Raw genomic sequence first — 20,282 nt, forward strand, 5'->3', positions numbered from 1 at the left:
GGGGGGGGGGGGGGGGGGGGGGGGGGGGGCGCCCCCCCCCCCCCCCCCGACTGTCACTTGGCCTTCTCGAGAACTTCGACGAGACGCCAGCGCTTGGTGGCCGACAGCGGCCGGGTCTCCATGAGGAGCACGCGGTCGCCGGGGCCGGCGGTGTTGTTCTCGTCGTGCGCCTTGACCTTCTTCGTGCGCCGGATGACCTTCGAGTAGCGCGGGTGCTTCACCCGGTCCTCGAGGCTGACGACGATGGTCTTGGCCATCTTGTCCGAGACGACCAGGCCCTCACGCACCTTGCGCAGGCCCCGGTCGTCGTTGCGGGCCGCGGCCGGGCTCTGCTGGGCGTTCTCGCCCTGCTTCACCTCGGCGCGGACCTGCTCCTGCTCGTCACGCTCCGGGGCCGTCGCCCCCGAGCTGGTCTGCGGCTCGCTCATGCCGCTCCCTCCTCATCGGGGGCGACCGACAGGCCGAGCTCGCGCTCGCGCATCACCGTGTAGATGCGCGCGATGTCGTGACGCACGGTCCGCAGTCGACGGTTGTTGTCCAGCTGCCCGGTCGCCATCTGGAAGCGCAGGTTGAACAGCTCGGCCTTGGCCTCGCGGGCGCGGGCGACGAGGTCCTCGGCGGGGAGCTCGCGCAGCTCGCTGGCGGGGGTTCCGGCAGCCATCAGAAGGTCTCCTCACGGCTCACGATGCGGCAGCGCATCGGCAGCTTGTGCTGCGCGCGGCGCAGGGCCTCGCGGGCCGTCGCCTCGTTCGGGTAGCTCATCTCGAACATGACCCGGCCCGGCTTCACGTTCGCCACCCACTTCTCGGGCGAGCCCTTGCCGGAACCCATGCGGGTCTCGGCCGGCTTCTTGGTCAGCGGCCGGTCCGGGAAGATGTTGATCCACACCTTGCCGCCACGACGGATGTGCCGCGTGATGGCGATACGGGCGGACTCGATCTGCCGGTTGGTGACGTAGGCGTGCTCCAGGGCCTGGATGCCGTAGTCACCGAAGGACATCTGGGTGCCGCCCTTGGCGGCGCCCGTCCGGTCCGGACGGTGCTGCTTGCGGTACTTGACCTTGCGGGGGATCAGCATGGGTCAGGACTCCGTCTGCGTGGTCGCCTCGGGGGCGGCACCGGCCGGCGCGCCGCCCGTGCTGGCACCCGCGGCGGCCTGCTCGGCTGCGGCGCGCCCGGCCTCGGTGCTCGTCCCGGTCGTGCCCGACGAGCCCGACCGGCGCCCGCGCGGACGGTCGCCGCCGCCACCGCGGCCGCCACGGCCGCCGCGGGGGTCACGGGTCGCGGCGTCGAGCGCGGCCTGGCGCTCCGACTCGCGCTTCCCGCCGACGACGTCGCCCTTGTAGATCCAGACCTTCACGCCGATGCGGCCGAAGTTGGTCCGTGCCTCGAACAGGCCGTAGTCGATCTCGGCGCGGAGCGTGTGCAGGGGCACGCGGCCCTCGCGGTAGAACTCCGAGCGCGACATCTCGGCGCCACCGAGCCGGCCGGAGCACTGCACCCGGATGCCCTTCACGCCCGGCGAGCGCATGGCCGACTGCATGGCCTTGCGCATCGCGCGGCGGAACGACACGCGGTTGGACAGCTGCTCGGCCACGCCCTGCGCGACGAGCTGCGCGTCCGCCTCGGCGCCCTTGACCTCGAGGATGTTCAGCTGGACCTGCTTGCCGGTCAGCTTCTCGAGGTTGCCGCGCAGGCGGTCGGCCTCGGCGCCGCGGCGGCCGATGACGATGCCGGGGCGCGCGGTGTGGATGTCGACGCGGACGCGGTCGCGGGTGCGCTCGATCTCGACCTTGGAGATCCCGGCGCGCTCCATGCCCTTGGAGAGCATGCGACGGATCTTGACGTCCTCGGCGACGTAGTCCGCGTACTGCTTGTCGGCGTACCAGCGCGACTTCCAGTCGGTGGTGATACCGAGGCGGAAGCCGTGCGGGTTGATCTTCTGGCCCATCAGCGGCCACTCCTCTTCGCGCGCGAACGGCCGCCCTGCGCCGGGGCCACCTCGGTCACCTCGACGTAGATGTGGCTGGTCCGCTTCCGGATGCGGTAGGCCCGGCCCTGCGCGCGGGGCTGGAACCGCTTCATGGTCGGACCCTCGTCGACGGTGATCGTCGAGATCACCAGGTTGTTCGGGTCCAGGTCGACGTTGTTCTCGGCGTTGGCCACCGCGCTCGCGACGACCTTGGCCACCGGGCCGGCCGCCTTCTGCTGGGCGAACTGGAGCACCGACGCGGCCTGGCCGACCGGCATGCCGCGGACGAGGTCCACCACGCGGCGGACCTTCATCGGCGACATGCGCACGTAGCGCGCCCGCGCCACGGCACCGCGGGGGGCCGTGTCGGTGTCGGCTGGTGCAGCCATCTGGGACGTACCTTCCTTGTCTCGTGGCCCATTAGTTCTGGCCATTGGGAGATCCCGCGCTCCGCGTCGTCGACTAGCGACGACGGGAGCGGCGGTCCTCCTTGACGTGCCCGCGGAACGTGCGGGTCGGGGCGAACTCGCCGAGCTTGTGCCCGACCATGGACTCCGAGACGAACACCGGGACGTGCTTGCGCCCGTCGTGGACGGCCAGCGTGTGACCGATCATGTCCGGGATGATCGTCGACCGCCGGGACCAGGTCCGGATGACGGTCTTGCGGTTGGCCTCGTTGAGCGCGTCCACCTTCTTGAGCAGGTGGTCGTCGACGAACGGGCCCTTCTTGAGACTGCGTGGCATCGCTTCGCTCCCTCCTGCTCCGTCAGCGCTTCTTCTTGCCCTTGCCGGTACGGCGGCGACGCACGATCATGCGGTCGCTCTCCTTCCGGCCTCGGGTGCGGCCCTCGGGCGTACCGGCGGGGTTGACCGGGTGGCGTCCACCCGAGGTCTTGCCCTCGCCACCGCCGTGCGGGTGGTCGACCGGGTTCATGACGACACCGCGGACGGTGGGGCGCTTGCCCCGCCAGCGGTTGCGGCCCGCCTTGCCCCAGTTGATGTTCGAGTGCTCGGCGTTGCCGACCTCGCCGATGCTGGCGCGGCAGCGGACGTCGACGTTGCGGATCTCGCCCGAGGGCATCCGCAGCTGGGCGTACGGCCCGTCCTTGGCGACCAGCTGGACGCGGGCGCCGGCCGAGCGGGCGATCTTCGCGCCGCCGCCGGGGCGGAGCTCGATCGCGTGGATCACCGTGCCGGTGGGGATGTTGCGCATCGGCAGGTTGTTGCCCGGCTTGATGTCGGCCTTGGGGCCGGCCTCGACCGTGTCGCCCTGGTTCAGGCGCTCCGGCGCGATGATGTAGCGCTTCTCGCCGTCGGCGTAGTGCAGCAGGGCGATGCGGGCACTGCGGTTGGGGTCGTACTCGATGTGAGCGACCTTGGCCGGCACGCCGTCCTTGTCGTTCCGGCGGAAGTCGATCAGCCGGTAGGCCCGCTTGTGGCCGCCGCCCTGGTGCCGGGTGGTGATGCGCCCGGTGACGTTGCGGCCGCCCTTGTTGTGCAGCGGGCGGATCAGCGACTTCTCCGGGTGGTCGCGCGTGATCTCGGCGAAGTCCGAGACGCTCGCGCCGCGCCGCCCGGAGGTCGTCGGCTTGTACCTACGGATTCCCATTGGTCAGCTCCCTGCCCCGGGCGCGCCGAACACGTCGATGGTCCGGCTCTCGGGCGTCACCGTCACGACCGCGCGCTTGGTGTCCTTGCGCTTGCCGAAGCCGCGGCGGGAGCGCTTGCGCTTGCCCTCGCGGTTCAGCGTGTTCACGCTGGCGACCTGCACGTCGAAGATCTGCTGGACGGCGATCTTGATCTGCGTCTTGTTCGCGTCCGGGCGCACCAGGAACGTGTACTGGCGCTCCTCGAGGAGCCCGTAGCTCTTCTCGGAGATGACCGGCGCGATGATCACGTCTCGCGGGTCGGCGATCACTTCTCGGCCTCCTGTCCACCCGCCGTGCGGGCGGCCACGAACGCCTCGAGCGCCGCGGTCGTGAAGACCACGTCGTCGGCGCGCAGGACGTCGTAGGTGTTCAGCTGGTCCGGCGTGATCTGGTGGACCGCCGGCAGGTTGGCCACGCTGCGGCGGCCGGCCTCGTCGTCGCGGGCGATGACCGCGAGGACCAGGCGGTGCTCACGGCTCGGCGTCACGACGCCCTCGAGCGCGGTGCGCGCGCCCTTGGTGGACGGGGCGTCGCCGTCGACCAGCGCGGAGAAGACGTGGATGCGCTCGTGGCGGGCGCGGTCCGACAGCGCGCCGCGCAGGGCCGCCGCCTTCATCTTCTTCGGGGTCCGCTGGTCGTAGTCGCGGGGCGTCGGACCGTGGACGGTGCCGCCGCCGGCGAACTGCGGCGCGCGCACCGAGCCCTGGCGGGCGCGGCCGGTGCCCTTCTGGCGGTACGGCTTCTTGCCGCCGCCGCGGACCTCGCCGCGCGTCTTGGTGTCGTGCGTGCCCTGACGGGCCGCCGCGAGCTGCGCGGTGACGACCTGGTGCATGAGCGCGGTGCTCGCCGGGGCGTCGAACAGCTCGCCGGGGAGCTCCGCGGTGCCGTCGGTGCCGCCGGTCGGCGTGTGCACCGACACCGTGCGGGTCTCGCCGGCGGCCTGCGCGTGCGCGTCACGGCGCGCGAGACGGCGGGCCTCGCCGGCCGTGTAGCCGCTGCGGCGAGCGGTGGTGGTCTCAGGGGTGGTCACTGGGCACCGCCCTTCGCGGGATCGACCTTGGCGGCCGTCGTCACGAGGACCAGGCCGCCGCGCGGGCCGGGGACGGCGCCGCGGATGAGCAGCAGGCCCGCGTCGGCGTCGACGCCGTGCACGGTCAGGTTCTGGGTGGTGGTCTTGACGTTGCCCATGCGGCCGGCCATGCGCGTGCCCTTGAAGACGCGCGCCGGGGTGGCGCAGCCACCGATGGAGCCGGGCGAGCGGTGCTTGCGCTGCGTGCCGTGGCTGGCCCCGAGGCCGCCGAAGCCGTGGCGCTTCATGACACCGGCGGTGCCCTTGCCCTTGCTGGTGCCCGAGACGTCCACGACGTTGCCGGCGGAGAACGTCTCCGCGGTGACCTCCTGGCCGACCTCGTACTCGCTCGCGTCGCTCGTGCGGAGCTCGGCGAGGTGGCGCCGCGGGGTGACACCGGCCTTGGAGAAGTGGCCCGTCTCGGGCTTGTTCACCTTGCGCGGGTCGATCGCGCCGTAGGCGATCTGGACGGCGTTGTAGCCGTCGACCGACGGCGTCCGCACCTGCGTCACGACGCAGGGGCCGGCCTTGACGACGGTCACGGGGACGATGCGGTTCGCCTCGTCGAAGACCTGGGTCATGCCGACCTTGGTGCCGAGGACGCCGCTCATCTTCCGCTCCGGCTTGGCCGGGGAGTGTGCTGCAGTCATCTCCGACCTCACTGGATGTTCACGTCGACGCTCGCCGGCAGGTCGATGCGCATGAGCGCGTCCACCGTCTTCGGCGTGGGGTCGACGATGTCGATCAGTCGCTTGTGCGTGCGCATCTCGAAGTGCTCGCGCGAGTCCTTGTACTTGTGCGGCGAGCGGATGACGCAGTACACGTTCTTCTCGGTGGGCAGCGGCACGGGCCCGACCACGGAGGCGCCGGTGCGCGTCACGGTCTCGACGATCTTCCGAGCCGACGCGTCGATCGCTTCGTGGTCGTAGGCCTTGAGCCGGATGCGGATCTTCTGTCCCGCCATGGTGGCTTTGCCGTTCCTCTTCTCGTCCCGCCGAGGGTGTGCACCCCCGGTGGCTGGCCAGGTTCTCGAGACGCCCCGGTGCTCGTGCCGGACGGACCCCCGCCCCCGCAGGACCGTCTCCGGTCCACGCGGTCGGGCGTGTCGAATCCGTCGGCAGGCTCCGCCCCGTGCTCTCGCACGCCAGCGGCCCCGCGGACCCCGCGCTGTTCAACGTGTGTCCGTCCCGCACCCCTCACAGGGGCGGCACGGTGGACCTCCGGCGCGTGGCCGTCGGCCCGGGCCCACGATGTGGTTCTCGGACCCCCGCTCACGACAGGGCGGCCGACTCGATACCGCATGAGCCGACCGCCCTGTGCGAGCTAGGGAACCAGTCTCTCACGGGCGCTCGCGCGCCCGTGCACCGGGGCCCCTGACCTGCTACTTGCTGATCTTCGTGACCTGACCGGCGCCGACCGTCCGGCCACCCTCACGGATGGCGAACTGGAGGCCCTCCTCCATGGCGATCGGCTGGATCAGCTGGACGGACATCTCGGTGTTGTCACCGGGCATGACCATCTCGGTGCCCTCCGGCAGCGTCACGACGCCGGTGACGTCGGTCGTCCGGAAGTAGAACTGCGGGCGGTAGTTGTTGAAGAACGGCGTGTGCCGCCCGCCCTCGTCCTTGCCCAGGATGTAGACCTGGCCCTCGAACTCGGTGTGCGGGGTGATCGAACCCGGCTTGCCGATGACCATGCCGCGCTCGACGTCCTCGCGCTTGATGCCGCGCAGGAGCAGGCCGACGTTGTCGCCGGCGCGACCCTCGTCGAGCAGCTTGCGGAACATCTCGATGCCCGTGGTGGTGGTCTTCGTCGACTTCGCACGGATGCCGATGATCTCCACCTCCTCGTTCACCTTGACGATGCCGCGCTCGACGCGGCCGGTGACGACCGTGCCGCGACCGGTGATGGTGAAGACGTCCTCGACGGGCATGAGGAACGGCTTGTCGGTGTCGCGCTCCGGCGACGGGATGCTGTCGTCGACGGCGTCCATCAGCGACACGATCGCGTCGGCCCACTCGGCGTCGCCCTCGAGCGCCTTGAGCGCCGAGACGCGGACCACGGGGAGGTCGTCGCCGGGGAAGTCCTGCGAGCTCAGCAGCTCGCGGACCTCCATCTCGACGAGCTCCATGATCTCCTCGTCGTCGACCATGTCCGCCTTGTTCAGCGCCACCACGATGTAGGGCACGCCGACCTGGCGGGCGAGCAGCACGTGCTCACGGGTCTGCGGCATGGGGCCGTCGGTGGCGGCCACCACGAGGATGGCGCCGTCCATCTGGGCGGCACCGGTGATCATGTTCTTGACGTAGTCGGCGTGCCCGGGGCAGTCGACGTGCGCGTAGTGGCGCTTCTCCGTCTGGTACTCGACGTGCGCGATCGAGATCGTGATGCCGCGCTGCCGCTCCTCGGGGGCCTTGTCGATCATGTCGAACGCCGAGGCCTGGTTGAGGTCCGGGTACTTGTCGTGCAGCACCTTGGTGATCGCCGCGGTCAGCGTCGTCTTCCCGTGGTCGATGTGACCGATGGTGCCGATGTTGACGTGCGGCTTGGTCCGCTCGAACTTGGCCTTCGCCACTGCTCTCGTCCTCCTGGACTGTGTTCTTCCGACCCGGCCCTGGTGGTGGGACGGGACGAATGGTGCTCGTCGGTGTGGGTCCTGCCGTGTCTCGGAGGACCGAGAGGGCCGACACGAGGCTAGCGAAAGCCCCGAGCCGGCCCGTGACCTGGTCCGTCGTCGGCCTTCGGCGCGGCAGTTCCGCTGCGCTTCATGCCGCCTCGACCCGGGCTCTCACCTGGGTCGCGGACCGGTGTCACTCGCCGGTCGCCTTCGCGATGATCTCCTTGGCCACGTTGGCCGGGACCTCCGCGTAGGACTCGAACTGCATGGAGTAGTTCGCCCGGCCCTGGGTCCGCGACCGCAGGTCGCCGACGTAGCCGAACATCTCCGAGAGCGGGACGATCGCGCGCACGACGCGGCCGCCGGCCCGCTCCTCCATGGCCTGGATCTGGCCACGGCGGGAGTTGAGGTCGCCGATGACGTCGCCCATGTACTCCTCGGGCGTGTTCACCTCGACCGCCATCACCGGCTCGAGCAGCGCGGGGTCGGCCTTGCGGGCCGCCTCCTTGAGCGCCATCGACCCGGCCACCTTGAAGGCCATCTCGGACGAGTCGACCTCGTGGTACTGGCCGTCGAGCAGCGTCAGCTTGAGCCCGACGATCGGGTAGCCGGCCAGGATGCCGTACTGCATCGCGTCCTGGGCGCCCTCGTCCACGGACGGGATGTACTCCCGCGGGACGCGACCACCGGTCACCTTGTTGTCGAACTCGTAGAGCGGACCGTCGGCCGTCTTCTCGAGCGGCTCGAGCTTGATGATGACGCGGGCGAACTGCCCCGAGCCACCGGTCTGCTTCTTGTGCGTGTACTCGTACTTGTCGACCGTCTTGCGGATGGTCTCGCGGTAGGCCACCTGCGGCTTGCCGATGTTGGCCTCGACCTTGAAGTCCGACTTCATCCGGTTGACCAGCACCTCGAGGTGGAGCTCGCCCATCCCCGAGATGATCGTCTGGCCGGTCTCCTCGTCGAGGTTGACCCGGAAGGTCGGGTCCTCGTCGGCGAGACGCTGGATCGCGGTCGACAGCTTCTCCTGGTCGGCCTTCGACTTCGGCTCGACCGCCACGGAGATGACCGGCTCCGGGAAGGTCATCGACTCGAGGATCACCGGGTTCTGCGGGTCGCAGAGGGTGTCGCCCGTGGTCGTGTCCTTCAGGCCCACCACCGCGTAGATGTGGCCGGCGCGGGCCTCGTCGACCGGGTTCTCCTTGTTGGAGTGCATCTGCAGCAGCTTGCCGATGCGCTCCTTCCGGTCCTTGGTCGAGTTGATGATCTGCGTGCCCTGGGCGAGCTTGCCCGAGTACACGCGGACGTAGGTCAGCTTCCCGTAGAACGGGTGCGCGGCGATCTTGAACGCGAGCGCGGAGAACGGCTCGTCGGTGCTCGCCTGGCGCTGGACCGGGGTCTCGCCGTCGAGCAGCGTGCCGTTGACCGCGGGGACGTCGGTCGGCGCCGGGAGGTAGGCGATGACGGCGTCGAGCATGGGCTGGACGCCCTTGTTCTTGAACGCCGAGCCGCACAGCACCGGGTAGTAGTCGCCGGTGACCGTCACGGCGCGGATGCCGTGCTCGATCTCCTCGACCGTGAGGTCCTCGCCGGCGAAGTAGCGCTCCATGAGCGCCTCGTCGTTCTCGGCGATCGACTCGATCAGCGCGGTGCGGTACTCCTCGACCTCGTCCGCGCGATCGGCCGGGATCTCCTCGATCGCGTAGTCCTCGCCCTTGGACACCTCGCCGCGCCAGGTCAGCGCGCGCATGCGCACCAGGTCGATGACGCCGTAGAAGTCCGACTCCGACCCCATCGGCAGCTGCAGGACCAGCGGCTTGGCGCCGAGGCGCTCCTTGATGGTCCGCACGGTGAAGTAGAAGTCCGCACCGAGCTTGTCCATCTTGTTGACGAAGCAGATGCGCGGGACGTTGTAGGTGTCGGCCTGACGCCACACCGTCTCGGACTGCGGCTCGACGCCCTCCTTGCCGTCGAAGACGGCGACCGCGCCGTCCAGGACGCGCAGGGAGCGCTCCACCTCGACCGTGAAGTCGACGTGACCCGGCGTGTCGATGATGTTGATCTGGTGGTCTTTCCAGAAGCAGGTCGTCGCGGCGGACGTGATCGTGATGCCGCGCTTCTGCTCCTCCTCCATCCAGTCCATCGTGGCCGCGCCGTCGTGGACCTCACCGAGCTTGTAGTTGATGCCGGTGTAGAACAGGACGCGCTCGGTCGTGGTGGTCTTGCCCGCGTCGATGTGGGCCATGATCCCGATGTTGCGGACCTTGCCCAGGTCGGTCAGCACGTCGCGTGCCACGAGATTCCTCTTCCCGTCGGTTCGTCGCCGCGGGTCCCGCGGCGGGTGTCGTCGGATCGGTGGGGCCTCGGGTGGTTCGCACCCGGGCGCCCCGTCCGATCACCAGCGGTAGTGCGCGAACGCCTTGTTCGACTCCGCCATCTTGTGCGTGTCCTCGCGGCGCTTGACGCTGGCGCCCAGGCCGTTCGAGGCGTCGAGCAGCTCGTTGGTGAGCCGCTCGATCATGGTCTTCTCCCGGCGCGCCCGGGAGTACGTGATGAGCCAGCGCAGGCCGAGGGTGGTCGAGCGACCGGCCCGGACCTCGATCGGCACCTGGTAGGTCGCGCCACCGACACGGCGGCTGCGGACCTCGAGGGCCGGCTTCACGTTGTCGAGCGCACGCTTGAGCGTGACGACCGGGTCGGCGCCGTTGCGCTCCCGGCAGCCCTCCATCGCCCCGTAGACGATGCGCTCGGCGAGGGAGCGCTTGCCGTCCACGAGCACCTTGTTCACCAGCTGCGTCACGAGCGGCGACCCGTAGACCGGGTCGGCGACGAGCGGACGCTTCGGAGCGGGTCCCTTGCGCGGCATGTCAGCTCTTGTCCTTCTTCGTCCCGTAGCGGCTGCGGGCCTGCTTGCGGTTCTTGACCGCCTGCGTGTCCAGCGCACCGCGAATGATCTTGTAGCGAACGCCCGGCAGGTCCTTCACACGACCGCCGCGCACGAGCACGATCGAGTGCTCCTGCAGGTTGTGGCCCTCACCGGGGATGTAGGCCGTGACCTCGATGCCGTTCGAGAGCCGGACGCGCGCGACCTTGCGCAGCGCGGAGTTCGGCTTCTTCGGCGTGGTGGTGTAGACGCGCGTGCAGACGCCGCGGCGCTGCGGGCTCCCCTTGAGCGCCGCGGTCTTGGTCTTCTCGACCTTGTCCTCGCGGCCCCGTCGGACCAACTGCTGGATGGTGGGCATCGACCGGCTGTTTCCGTTCCTCTGCTGCTGTCTTGATCGGGCTCGTGTGTCCGCGCCCGGAGGAACCGGCGTCTCGGCCGGGCCGGGCGAGGGGCGCCGCGGGCTCCCGGGGAGGGAGCCGGCGCACCGCACACCCACCGGCACGCGGAACGACCCGACCACGTCGGGCACTGTCTCCCAGCGTACGCGCCGGCACGAGAGCAGCTCGCAGCGGGTCGGATCAGGGTCCGGATGCCGCCTCGAGCGGCCCGGCGACGCCGTCGGTGTCCTGCGCCGCGGCCCCTCGGACGTCCTCGACCGGCCCCTCGCGGGCGGCCATGCCGACGCGGGTGACAGCACCGCACCGACCGGACTGGTGGCGAGGATACCGACAGCGCCGCGACCCGCAAGCCGCACCCGCCGACGTCACCTCACACGTGGCACAACGCCTGCTGCACACCGGTCATTCCGGCGAGGGGCGCCCCTCGCCCCTCTATCCGACCGAAGGTGCCCTTCGCTCGCAACGGGGTGGACGGACGCCCTCCCCCACACACACGACGGAGGGCGCCCCCGCGGTGCGGGGACGCCCTCCGGTGTCGTGCTGGGGTCGACCAGCGACTACGAGGTCAGCGGAACTGCCCGAAGTCGTAGTCGTCGAGCGGCACGGCCGCGCCGGTGCCCGAGCCGAAGACGTCCGGGGCGTAGTACCCGTCGTCGTAGCTGGGCAGGGCGTAGGCCGCCGCGCGGGCCTCCTCGGTCGGCTGGACCTGGATGTTCCGGTACCGGTTGATGCCGGTGCCGGCCGGGATCAGCTTGCCGATGATCACGTTCTCCTTCAGCCCCACGAGGCTGTCGGACTTCCCCTCGATCGCCGCGTTGGTCAGGATGCGCGTCGTCTCCTGGAAGGAGGCGGCGGACAGCCACGACTCGGTGGCCAGGGAGGCCTTCGTGATGCCCATGAGCACGGGGCGGGCCGCCGCCGGGTCGCCGCCCTCGGAGACCACCTTGCGGTTGGCTGCCTCGAACTCGGCGCGGTCGACGACACCACCGGGCAGGAACTCGGTGGCGCCCGAGTCGATGATCGTCACCCGGCGGAGCATCTGCCGGACGATGACCTCGATGTGCTTGTCGTGGATGGACACGCCCTGCGACCGGTACACCTTCTGCACCTGGTCGACGAGGTGCAGCTGCACCTCGCGCGGGCCCATCACGCGCAGGACCTCGTGCGGGTCGGCCGTGCCCTCGAGCAGCTGCTGCCCGACGCCGACGTGGTCGCCGTCCTGCAGCGGGCGCTCGGACCCGTCGACCGTGAGGGTCGCGAGCCGCTGGCGCTTGGACAGCTTGTCGTAGACGACCTCCTCGCTCCCGTCGTCCGGGATGAGGGTGATCTTCCAGAACTTGTCGCCGTCCTCGAGCTGGATGCGGCCGTCCACGTCGGCGATGGGCGCCTTGCCCTTCGGGACGCGGGCCTCGAAGAGCTCCTGGACACGCGGCAGACCCGTGGTGATGTCCTCACCCGCGACGCCACCGGTGTGGAAGGTGCGCATCGTCAGCTGCGTGCCGGGCTCACCGATCGACTGCGCGGCGACGATGCCGACCGCCTCGCCGACGTCGACGAGCTTGCCGGTCGCCAGCGAGCGGCCGTAGCACATCGCGCAGACGCCCTGGGCCGAGTCGCAGGTCAGGACGCTGCGGACGCGCACCTTGCCGACGCCGGCGGCCAGGAGGGCGTCGATCGCCTGCTGGCCGATGTCGGCGCCGCGGCCGAGCAGCTCGTTGCCGGCGTCGTCGGTGACGGCCGAGGCCGCCGTCCGCGTGTAGACGCTGGTGTCGACGTGCACGTCGCGGACGAGGCCACCGTTGGTGGACAGGTCCTCCGAGGCGATCGGCATCGGGATGCCGCGCTCGGTGCCGCAGTCGATCTCGCGGACGATGACGTCCTGCGAGACGTCGACCAGGCGCCGGGTGAGGTAGCCCGAATCGGCGGTGCGCAGCGCGGTGTCGGCGAGGCCCTTGCGCGTGCCGTGGGTCGAGATGAAGTACTCGACCACCGAGAAGCCCTCGCGGAAGTTGGACTTGATCGGCCGCGGGATGAACTCACCCTTGGGGTTCGCGACCAGGCCCTTCATGCCCGCGAGCTGGCGCACCTGGGTCATGTTGCCGGCCGCGCCGGACGCCACGATCTTGGAGATGGAGTTGTCGGCGGGGAAGTTGTCCTCCATCGCCTTGGCCACCTCCTCGGTGGCCTGGCCCCAGATGCGCACCATCTCGTCGTTGCGCTCCTGGTAGGAGAGCGCGCCGCGCTGGTAGCGCTTGTTGACCTGCTCCGCGCGGCCCTCGTACTCGTCGAGGATCTCCTGCTTGCGCGGGGGCACGACGACGTCGTCGATCGCGATGGTGACGCCCGAGCGCGTGGCCCAGTGGAAGCCGGCGTCCTTGAGCCGGTCCAGGGTCATCGCGACCTCGGTCATCGAGTACCGCTCGGCCAAGTCGTTGATGATCGCGGCCTGGCGCTTCTTCGGGAGCTGGTCGTTGACGAAGGGGTAGTCCTCCGGCAGCAGCTCGTTGAAGAGCACCCGGCCCAGCGTGGTGTCGGCGAGCCACGGCTTGCCGGGCTCGTACTCCCCGTTGGTCATCCCCGGGCCGGGCACGACGGTGCCGTCGACGCGGATCTTGACCGGCGCCTGGAGGTCGAGCGTCCCCAGGTCGTAGGCCATGATCGCCTCGGCGGGCGACGAGAAGGCCTGGCCCTCGCCGTCGGCGCCCTCGCGCCGCTGGGTCAGGTAGTACAGGCCGGTCACCATGTCGAGGCGGGGCATCGCCAGCGGCTTGCCCGACGCCGGCGACAGGATGTTGTTCGCCGACAGCATGAGGATGCGGGCCTCGGCCTGCGCCTCGGCGGACAGCGGCAGGTGGACTGCCATCTGGTCGCCGTCGAAGTCGGCGTTGAACGCCTCGCAGACGAGCGGGTGCAGCTGGATCGCCTTGCCCTCGACCAGCTGCGGCTCGAAGGCCTGGATGCCGAGGCGGTGCAGCGTGGGCGCCCGGTTCAGCATGACCGGGTGCTCGTTGATGACCTCCTCGAGCACGTCCCACACCTGGCCGCGCTGACGCTCGACCATCCGCTTCGCGGACTTGATGTTCTGGGCGTGGTTGAGGTCGACCAGCCGCTTCATGACGAACGGCTTGAACAGCTCGAGCGCCATCTGCTTGGGCAGGCCGCACTGGTGCAGCTTGAGCTGCGGGCCGACCACGATGACCGAACGGCCCGAGTAGTCGACGCGCTTGCCGAGCAGGTTCTGGCGGAACCGGCCCTGCTTGCCCTTGAGCAGGTCGGACAGCGACTTGAGCGGGCGGTTGCCCGGCCCGGTCACCGGCCGGCCGCGGCGGCCGTTGTCGAACAGCGCGTCGACGGCCTCCTGCAGCATCCGCTTCTCGTTGTTGACGATGATCTCGGGCGCGCCCAGGTCGATCAGTCGCTTGAGGCGGTTGTTGCGGTTGATGACCCGGCGGTACAGGTCGTTGAGGTCCGACGTCGCGAAGCGGCCACCGTCGAGCTGCACCATCGGGCGCAGGTCCGGCGGGATGACCGGGACGCAGTCGAGCACCATGCCGGTGGGCCGGTTGCCGGTGGCCTGGAAGGCCGCGACGACCTTGAGCCGCTTGAGAGCGCGCAGCTTGCGCTGGCCCTTGCCGCTGCGGATGGTCTCGCGGAGGTTGTCGGCCTCGGCGTCGATGTCGAAGGTCTCCAGGAGCTTCTGGATCGCCTCGGCACCCATGGCACCGGTGAAGTAGTCCGCGTAGCGGTCGTAGAGCTCGCGGTAGAGCGTCTCGTCGGAGATCAGCTGGCCACGGTCGAGCTTGGTGAACGTGGTCCAGACCTCGTCGAGGCGGTCGATCTCCCGCTGCGCACGGTCGCGCAGCTGGCGCATCTCGCGCTCGCCGCCCTCCTTGACCTTGCGGCGCACGTCGGACTTCGCGCCCTCGGCCTCGAGCTCGGCGATGTCGCTCTCGAGCTTCTGCGCGCGGGCCTCGAGGTCGTTGTCGCGCTGGGTCTCGAGGCGCTTGCGCTCCCCCGAGATCTCGTTCTCCAGCGTCGACTGGTCGTTGTGCCGCTGCTCGGTGTTCACCTCGGTGATCACGTAGGCAGCGAAGTAGATGATCTTCTCGAGGTCCTTGGGCGCCAGGTCCAGCAGGTAGCCGAGACGCGACGGGACGCCCTTGAAGTACCAGATGTGCGTGACGGGCGCGGCCAGCTCGATGTGGCCCATGCGCTCGCGGCGCACCTTGGCCCGGGTCACCTCGACGCCGCAGCGCTCGCAGATGATGCCCTTGAAGCGGACGCGCTTGTACTTACCGCAGTAGCACTCCCAGTCCCGAGTGGGGCCGAAGATCTTCTCGCAGAAGAGGCCGTCCTTCTCGGGCTTGAGCGTGCGGTAGTTGATGGTCTCGGGCTTCTTGACCTCGCCGAAGGACCACTGGCGGATGTCGTCGGCGGTGGCCAGACCGATCCGCAGCTCGTCGAAGAAGTTGACGTCGAGCAAAGGTTCTCCCCTGGATGGGTGAGCGGTGTATCGAAGGTCCTCACAGTTGGGGGGCTCTGCCCCCCAACGACCCCCCGGCCCGGGTTGCCCTGGGCCGAGGGGCCGGCGAGGTGTTAGTTCACGACGTCGTCGACGGACGGCGACTCGTTGCGGGAGAGGTTGATGCCGAGGTTCGCGGCCGCGCGCTCGAGGTCCTCGTCGTCGCCGTCGCGCATCTCGATGGCGGCGCCGTCGCTCGACAGCACCTCCACGTTGAGGCACAGCGACTGGAGCTCCTTGAGCAGCACCTTGAACGACTCGGGGATGCCCGGCTCGGGGATGTTCTCGCCCTTGACGATGGCCTCGTAGACCTTCACGCGGCCGAGCACGTCGTCGGACTTGATGGTCAGCAGCTCCTGCAGCGTGTAGGCCGCGCCGTAGGCCTGCATGGCCCAGCACTCCATCTCGCCGAAGCGCTGACCGCCGAACTGCGCCTTCCCGCCCAGCGGCTGCTGGGTGATCATCGAGTACGGGCCCGTGGAGCGGGCGTGGATCTTGTCGTCCACCAGGTGCAGCAGCTTGAGGATGTACATGTAGCCCACCGCGATCTGGTGCGGGTAGGGCTCGCCGGTACGTCCGTCGAAGATCTGCGCCTTGCCGTCCTCGCCGACCAGTCGCACGCCGTCGCGGTTGGGCAGCGTCGACCCGAGCAGACCCGAGATCTCCGCCTGGCGGGCACCGTCGAACACCGGCGTCGCGGTGTTCGTGTCGGGCTCCACCCGGCGCATGTCGTCGGGCATGGTGGTGGCCCACTCGGCCGTGTTGTCCGGGTCGACCTCCCAGCCGCTCTTCGCGATCCACCCGAGGTGGGTCTCGAGCACCTGGCCGATGTTCATCCGTCGCGGCACACCGTGGGTGTTGAGGACGATGTCGACCGGCGTCCCGTCGGCGAGGAACGGCATGTCCTCGACCGGCAGGATCTTGCCGATGACGCCCTTGTTGCCGTGGCGGCCGGCGAGCTTGTCGCCCTCGGAGATCTTGCGCTTCTGGGCCACGTAGACGCGGACCAGCTCGTTGACCCCGGGCGGCAGCTCGTCGTCGTCGTCGCGGGAGAACACCCGGATGCCGATGACCTTGCCGGTCTCGCCGTGCGGGACCTTCAGCGAGGTGTCGCGCACCTCGCGCGCCTTCTCACCGAAGATGGCGCGCAGCAGGCGCTCCTCCGGCGTCAGCTCGGTCTCGCCCTTCGGCGTCACCTTGCCGACGAGGATGTCGCCGTCCGCGACCTCGGCGCCGATGCGGATGATGCCGCGCTCGTCGAGGTCGGCCAGGACCTCCTCGGAGACGTTCGGGATGTCCCGGGTGATCTCCTCGGCGCCCAGCTTGGTGTCGCGGGCGTCGATCTCGTGCTCCTCGATGTGGATCGAGGTCAGGACGTCGTCCTGCACGAGGCGCTGCGACAGGATGATCGCGTCCTCGTAGTTGTGGCCCTCCCACGGCATGATCGCCACGAGCAGGTTCTTCCCGAGGGCCATCTCGCCGTCCTCGGTGCACGGCCCGTCGGCGAGGACCTGGCGGGCCTCGACGCGGTCGCCCTCGGAGACGATCGGCTTCTGGTTGATGCAGGTGCCCTGGTTGGACCGCGTGAACTTGTGGAGACGGTGGGTCGTGCGCTGACCCTCGTCGTCCATGATCGTGATGTAGTCCGCGCAGAGCTCCTCGACCACGCCGCCGCGGTCGGTGGCGATGACGTCACCGGCGTCGACGGCGGCCCGCAGCTCCATGCCCGTGCCGACCAGCGGCGACTCGGAGCGCAGCAGCGGCACCGACTGGCGCTGCATGTTGGCGCCCATGAGCGCGCGATTGGCGTCGTCGTGCTCGAGGAACGGGATCATGGCCGTCGCGACCGACACCATCTGGCGCGGCGAGACGTCCATGTAGTCGACCCGCGCCGGCGCGATGAGGTCGACGTCGCCGCCCTTGCGGCGGACCAGGACGCGGTCCTCGGTGAAGTGGCCGTCGTCGTCGAGCGGGGCGTTGGCCTGCGCGACGACGAAGCGGTCCTCCTCGTCGGCGGTCAGGTAGTCGATCTGGTCGGTGACGACACCCTCGACGACCTTGCGGTACGGCGTCTCGATGAAGCCGAACGGGTTGACCCGCGCGAAGCTCGACAGCGAGCCGATGAGGCCGATGTTCGGGCCTTCCGGCGTCTCGATCGGGCACATGCGGCCGTAGTGCGACGGGTGGACGTCGCGGACCTCCATGCCCGCGCGCTCACGCGACAGACCGCCCGGACCGAGCGCCGAGAGCCGGCGCTTGTGGGTCAGGCCCGCGAGCGGGTTGGTCTGGTCCATGAACTGCGAGAGCTGCGAGGTGCCGAAGAACTCCTTGATCGCGGCCACGACGGGCCGGATGTTGATCAGGGTCTGCGGCGTGATCGCCTCGACGTCCTGCGTCGTCATGCGCTCGCGCACGACGCGCTCCATGCGGGAGAGACCCACCCGGATCTGGTTCTGGATGAGCTCGCCGACGGTGCGCAGGCGGCGGTTGCCGAAGTGGTCGATGTCGTCGGTCTCGACCGGGATCTCGCCGGAGCCGTCGGGAGCCTCGACCTCGGTCTCCCCCGCGTGCAGGCGCACGAGGTAGGAGATCGTGTTGATGATGTCGTCCTCGGTCAGCGTGCCGGTGGACGGCTCGACGTCCGACCCCAGCTTCTTGTTGACCTTGTAGCGCCCGACCTTCGCCAGGTCGTAGCGCTTGTCCTTGAAGAAGAGGTTCTCCAGGAGCGTCTGGGCGCTCTCGCGCGTCGGCGGCTCGCCCGGACGCAGCTTGCGGTAGATGTCGAGCAGGGCCTCGTCCTGCCCGGCGGTGGAGTCCTTCTCCAGGGTGGCCAGCAGCGTCTCGGAGAAGTGGAACTTCTCCTGGATCTGCTCGGTGGTCCAGCCGAGGGCCTTCAGCAGCACGGTGACCGGCTGGCGGCGCTTGCGGTCGATGCGCACGCCGACGGTGTCGCGCTTGTCGACGTCGAACTCCAGCCACGCACCGCGGCTGGGGATGATCTTGACGCTGAAGACGTCCTTGTCGGTCGTCTTGTCGACCGTGCGGTCGAAGTACACACCCGGCGAACGGACGAGCTGCGACACGACGACGCGCTCGGTGCCGTTGATGATGAAGGTGCCCTTGTCGGTCATCACGGGGAAGTCGCCCATGAAGACCGTCTGGCTCTTGATCTCACCGGTGGTGTTGTTGGTGAACTCGGCCGTGACGAACAGCGGCGCCGAGTACGTCATGTCCTTGTCCTTGCACTCCTCGACGGAGGCCTTGACCTCGTCGAAGCGCGGGTCGGAGAAGGACAGGCTCATCGAGCCGGAGAAGTCCTCGATAGGGGAGATCTCGGAGAGGACCTCCTCCAGGCCACCGACGGGGAGATCCTCACCCGCCTCCACGCGACGCTCGAACCACTCCTCGCTACCGACCAGCCACTCGAAGGACTGGGTCTGGAGCGAGAGCAGGTCGGGAACCTCGAGGGGCTGGTCCAGCTTGGCGAAGGAAACCCGGGTGGGCGCCCCGGGGAACGACGCGTGGTGGTTCGAGACCTTGGTGGCGCGGGTAACTGCCAAGATGCGTCCTTCCGGAACAACGCTGTCTGAACGCTGTCAGTAGCTTCACCGTCCGGAGGGCAGCGCAGCGCCCCGGTCGGCGTGGACGCGGCCCGAGCGTCGGCACACGGGTGAGCGAAACAGACGTAGGGCAGCGCGATCCGACAGTCTAGCCATGCATGATGGCACCTGTCGAACGGGCCCCCCTCGTGACACGCCGGAGGAGGAGCGTCCGCACGAAGCGGGATCGACCTCCGGGGTCTGACGCAGGGGCGCCGCGCTGCGAACAGAGTGACCGCCCGTGCCCTCGGAGTCAAGTGGGGCGCGCTGGGTGTCGCCCGGCCAGCACAACGGGTGCGGTGCAGGTCAGCGCACATACGAACGCCGGGAGACGAAGCGGAGCGGAGCTCGACCGACGAAACCGGGTGGGCCACGATCAGGTCGTGGCCCACCCGGCGCGTCGTCGAACGGATCTAGCGGTTGGCCGTCAGGGGCGTGAGCTCGGCGAGCTTCCAGCGCCCGTCGACGCGCTCCATGTCGAGGCGCAGCAGCCCCGGAGCATTCGTCGACTGGCCGGTCGTGGTGCGCTGAGCGGAGAACTGGGTGAGCGCCATGAGCGTCGCCCGGTCGCCGTCCAGCGTCGTCACGCCGATGTTGACGACCGTCGCCGTCTGCCGCAGCTGCTGCTGCTGAGCCGGCTGCCGGATGGTCTGGTCGAACACCGACATGTAGCGGTCGGCGAACTGTCCGGTCGACATCGTGCGCGCGGCGTCGGCCGAGTCGTCGAGGCGGGAGAAGTCGTACGAGAAGATCTTCTCGATCGCCTCGCGGCTCTGCCCGACGAGCTCGGCGGTGCCGCCGACGTCGATGACGGCCTGGTTGCTCACCGGCCCCGTCGTCCACGCCTCGCGGCCCTTCCAGAAGGCGAGACCGCCGAGGACGAGGCAGACCACGATCGCCACGACGAGCGTGATCGGCAGGGCGCGCGAGCCGGCGAAACGACCCAGGGCCTCGCGCTGGCGCACGAACCGCTGCGGCCGGGCCTGCGCCGGCGCGGTGCGGACCCGCGTGGCCTTCGCGGTCTGCGCCTCCTCCGCCGGCACGGCGCGCGGGGTCATCCGCGTGCCGCGGCGGGCGCGGTTGGTGCGCGGCGCCGTGACGGCCGTGGCGACGGTGGGCCGAGCGTCGTCGGCGACCTCGTCGTCCGTGGCCGTCCCCGCGTCCTCGGCGGTCTCCGCGGGCGTCCCGTCGGCCTCGGTCTCCGTGACCGCGCCGGCCTCTGCCGCGGCCTCGGCCGTGGAGTCGGCCTCCGTCCCGGCCGGCGTCGGCAGCGCCGTCGTCTCGGCCCGGGCGACGGCCGCGTCGGGCTCGGCGTCGTCGTCCGTCGTCCGGTGCGTCGACGTCCCGGGGGTCGTCTCGGCCGGGGCCGCCTCCGCCGGAGCCTCGAGCGGGGCGTCGGCCGGGGCGTCGAGACGGTCGGAGACCTCGGGCGTGTCGACATCGTTGACGTCGTCGACCGGCGGGGCGCCGGCGCCCGCGTGGGCGTGCTGGCGGAGGCCGGCGACCTTCGGGCGGCGGTTCGTGGAGCCGGGCTTGGTGCGGGAGCGGGGTGGCATGGTCACTCCCCCCTTTC

General features: G+C 69.9%; 18 protein-coding genes. All 18 read right to left on the reverse strand.

The window, feature by feature from the left end; genetic code table 11:
- Nucleotides 1-53: 53 nt before the first annotated feature.
- Nucleotides 54-356: a 30S ribosomal protein S17 gene (gene rpsQ, locus WCD58_RS17070; RefSeq protein ID WP_373696244.1), complete on the reverse strand. Its 303-nt coding sequence runs from the start codon at nt 354-356 to the stop codon at nt 54-56.
- 68 nt (nt 357-424) lie between these two features.
- Nucleotides 425-661, reverse strand: a complete 237-nt coding sequence (gene rpmC / locus WCD58_RS17075) for a 50S ribosomal protein L29 (RefSeq protein ID WP_337704268.1) — start codon at nt 659-661, stop codon at nt 425-427.
- The gene (gene rplP / locus WCD58_RS17080; protein ID WP_133829614.1) at nt 661-1,077 is read right to left on the reverse strand and encodes a 50S ribosomal protein L16; all 417 of its coding nucleotides are present in this window, start codon (nt 1,075-1,077) and stop codon (nt 661-663) included. The genes rpmC and rplP overlap by 1 nt, the downstream gene beginning before the upstream one ends.
- 3 nt (nt 1,078-1,080) lie before the next feature.
- Entirely contained in the window at nt 1,081-1,950 is an 870-nt protein-coding gene (gene rpsC / locus WCD58_RS17085) for a 30S ribosomal protein S3 (protein WP_285648702.1), read from the reverse strand.
- The gene (gene rplV, locus WCD58_RS17090; RefSeq protein WP_337704269.1) at nt 1,950-2,360 is read right to left on the reverse strand and encodes a 50S ribosomal protein L22; all 411 of its coding nucleotides are present in this window, start codon (nt 2,358-2,360) and stop codon (nt 1,950-1,952) included. Before rplV ends, rpsC begins: the two co-directional genes overlap by 1 nt.
- A gap of 73 nt (nt 2,361-2,433) precedes the next feature.
- Entirely contained in the window at nt 2,434-2,715 is a 282-nt protein-coding gene (gene rpsS, locus WCD58_RS17095) for a 30S ribosomal protein S19 (protein ID WP_116708465.1), read from the reverse strand.
- A 22-nt stretch (nt 2,716-2,737) separates the two neighbouring features.
- Nucleotides 2,738-3,580, reverse strand: a complete 843-nt coding sequence (gene rplB, locus WCD58_RS17100) for a 50S ribosomal protein L2 (protein WP_337704270.1) — start codon at nt 3,578-3,580, stop codon at nt 2,738-2,740.
- A gap of 3 nt (nt 3,581-3,583) precedes the next feature.
- The gene (rplW, locus tag WCD58_RS17105) at nt 3,584-3,889 is read right to left on the reverse strand and encodes a 50S ribosomal protein L23 (RefSeq protein ID WP_133829619.1); all 306 of its coding nucleotides are present in this window, start codon (nt 3,887-3,889) and stop codon (nt 3,584-3,586) included.
- A complete protein-coding gene (gene rplD, locus WCD58_RS17110) occupies nt 3,886-4,539 on the reverse strand; it encodes a 50S ribosomal protein L4 (protein ID WP_337704590.1) in 654 nt (217 codons plus the stop codon). Before rplD ends, rplW begins: the two co-directional genes overlap by 4 nt.
- 107 nt (nt 4,540-4,646) lie before the next feature.
- Nucleotides 4,647-5,300: a 50S ribosomal protein L3 gene (gene rplC, locus WCD58_RS17115; protein ID WP_444876323.1), complete on the reverse strand. Its 654-nt coding sequence runs from the start codon at nt 5,298-5,300 to the stop codon at nt 4,647-4,649.
- 47 nt (nt 5,301-5,347) lie between these two features.
- Complete coding sequence (gene rpsJ, locus WCD58_RS17120; protein ID WP_018177839.1) at nt 5,348-5,653, reverse strand: 30S ribosomal protein S10; 306 nt, start codon at nt 5,651-5,653, stop codon at nt 5,348-5,350.
- Between the two features lie 417 nt (nt 5,654-6,070).
- The gene (tuf, locus tag WCD58_RS17125; protein WP_337704273.1) at nt 6,071-7,264 is read right to left on the reverse strand and encodes an elongation factor Tu; all 1,194 of its coding nucleotides are present in this window, start codon (nt 7,262-7,264) and stop codon (nt 6,071-6,073) included.
- 235 nt (nt 7,265-7,499) lie between these two features.
- Nucleotides 7,500-9,602 (reverse strand): elongation factor G, encoded by a 2,103-nt coding sequence (gene fusA / locus WCD58_RS17130; protein ID WP_337704274.1) that lies wholly within the window; start codon nt 9,600-9,602, stop codon nt 7,500-7,502.
- Nucleotides 9,603-9,701: 99 nt separating this feature from the next.
- On the reverse strand, nt 9,702-10,172 hold the full coding sequence (gene rpsG, locus WCD58_RS17135; protein ID WP_274200568.1) for a 30S ribosomal protein S7: 471 nt from the start codon (nt 10,170-10,172) through the stop codon (nt 9,702-9,704).
- A gap of 1 nt (nt 10,173) precedes the next feature.
- A complete protein-coding gene (gene rpsL, locus WCD58_RS17140; protein WP_116708457.1) occupies nt 10,174-10,548 on the reverse strand; it encodes a 30S ribosomal protein S12 in 375 nt (124 codons plus the stop codon).
- 605 nt (nt 10,549-11,153) lie between these two features.
- Entirely contained in the window at nt 11,154-15,071 is a 3,918-nt protein-coding gene (locus WCD58_RS17145; RefSeq protein WP_337704275.1) for a DNA-directed RNA polymerase subunit beta', read from the reverse strand.
- A gap of 113 nt (nt 15,072-15,184) precedes the next feature.
- Nucleotides 15,185-18,670, reverse strand: coding sequence for a DNA-directed RNA polymerase subunit beta (rpoB, locus tag WCD58_RS17150; RefSeq protein WP_337704276.1), 3,486 nt, complete (start codon nt 18,668-18,670; stop codon nt 15,185-15,187).
- A 452-nt stretch (nt 18,671-19,122) separates the two neighbouring features.
- The gene (locus tag WCD58_RS17155; RefSeq protein WP_337704277.1) at nt 19,123-20,265 is read right to left on the reverse strand and encodes a hypothetical protein; all 1,143 of its coding nucleotides are present in this window, start codon (nt 20,263-20,265) and stop codon (nt 19,123-19,125) included.
- Nucleotides 20,266-20,282 lie beyond the last annotated feature (17 nt).

The sequence above is a fragment of the Actinomycetospora flava genome, assembly GCF_037400335.1.
Classification (GTDB): Bacteria; Actinomycetota; Actinomycetes; order Mycobacteriales; family Pseudonocardiaceae; genus Actinomycetospora; species Actinomycetospora flava.

Excerpts from the sequence above, each read along its gene's own strand:
- rpmC (WP_337704268.1), bottom strand. The coding sequence starts at position 661 with ATGGCTGCCGGAACCCCCGCCAGCGAGCTGCGCGAGCTCCCCGCCGAG.
- rplP (WP_133829614.1), bottom strand. The coding sequence starts at position 1,077 with ATGCTGATCCCCCGCAAGGTCAAGTACCGCAAGCAGCACCGTCCGGAC.
- rpsC (WP_285648702.1), bottom strand. The coding sequence starts at position 1,950 with ATGGGCCAGAAGATCAACCCGCACGGCTTCCGCCTCGGTATCACCACC.
- rplV (WP_337704269.1), bottom strand. The coding sequence starts at position 2,360 with ATGGCTGCACCAGCCGACACCGACACGGCCCCCCGCGGTGCCGTGGCG.
- rpsS (WP_116708465.1), bottom strand. The coding sequence starts at position 2,715 with ATGCCACGCAGTCTCAAGAAGGGCCCGTTCGTCGACGACCACCTGCTC.
- rplB (WP_337704270.1), bottom strand. The coding sequence starts at position 3,580 with ATGGGAATCCGTAGGTACAAGCCGACGACCTCCGGGCGGCGCGGCGCG.
- rplC (WP_444876323.1), bottom strand. The coding sequence starts at position 5,300 with ATGAGCGGCGTCCTCGGCACCAAGGTCGGCATGACCCAGGTCTTCGAC.
- rpsJ (WP_018177839.1), bottom strand. The coding sequence starts at position 5,653 with ATGGCGGGACAGAAGATCCGCATCCGGCTCAAGGCCTACGACCACGAA.
- rpsG (WP_274200568.1), bottom strand. The coding sequence starts at position 10,172 with ATGCCGCGCAAGGGACCCGCTCCGAAGCGTCCGCTCGTCGCCGACCCG.
- rpsL (WP_116708457.1), bottom strand. The coding sequence starts at position 10,548 with ATGCCCACCATCCAGCAGTTGGTCCGACGGGGCCGCGAGGACAAGGTC.
- WCD58_RS17155 (WP_337704277.1), bottom strand. The coding sequence starts at position 20,265 with ATGCCACCCCGCTCCCGCACCAAGCCCGGCTCCACGAACCGCCGCCCG.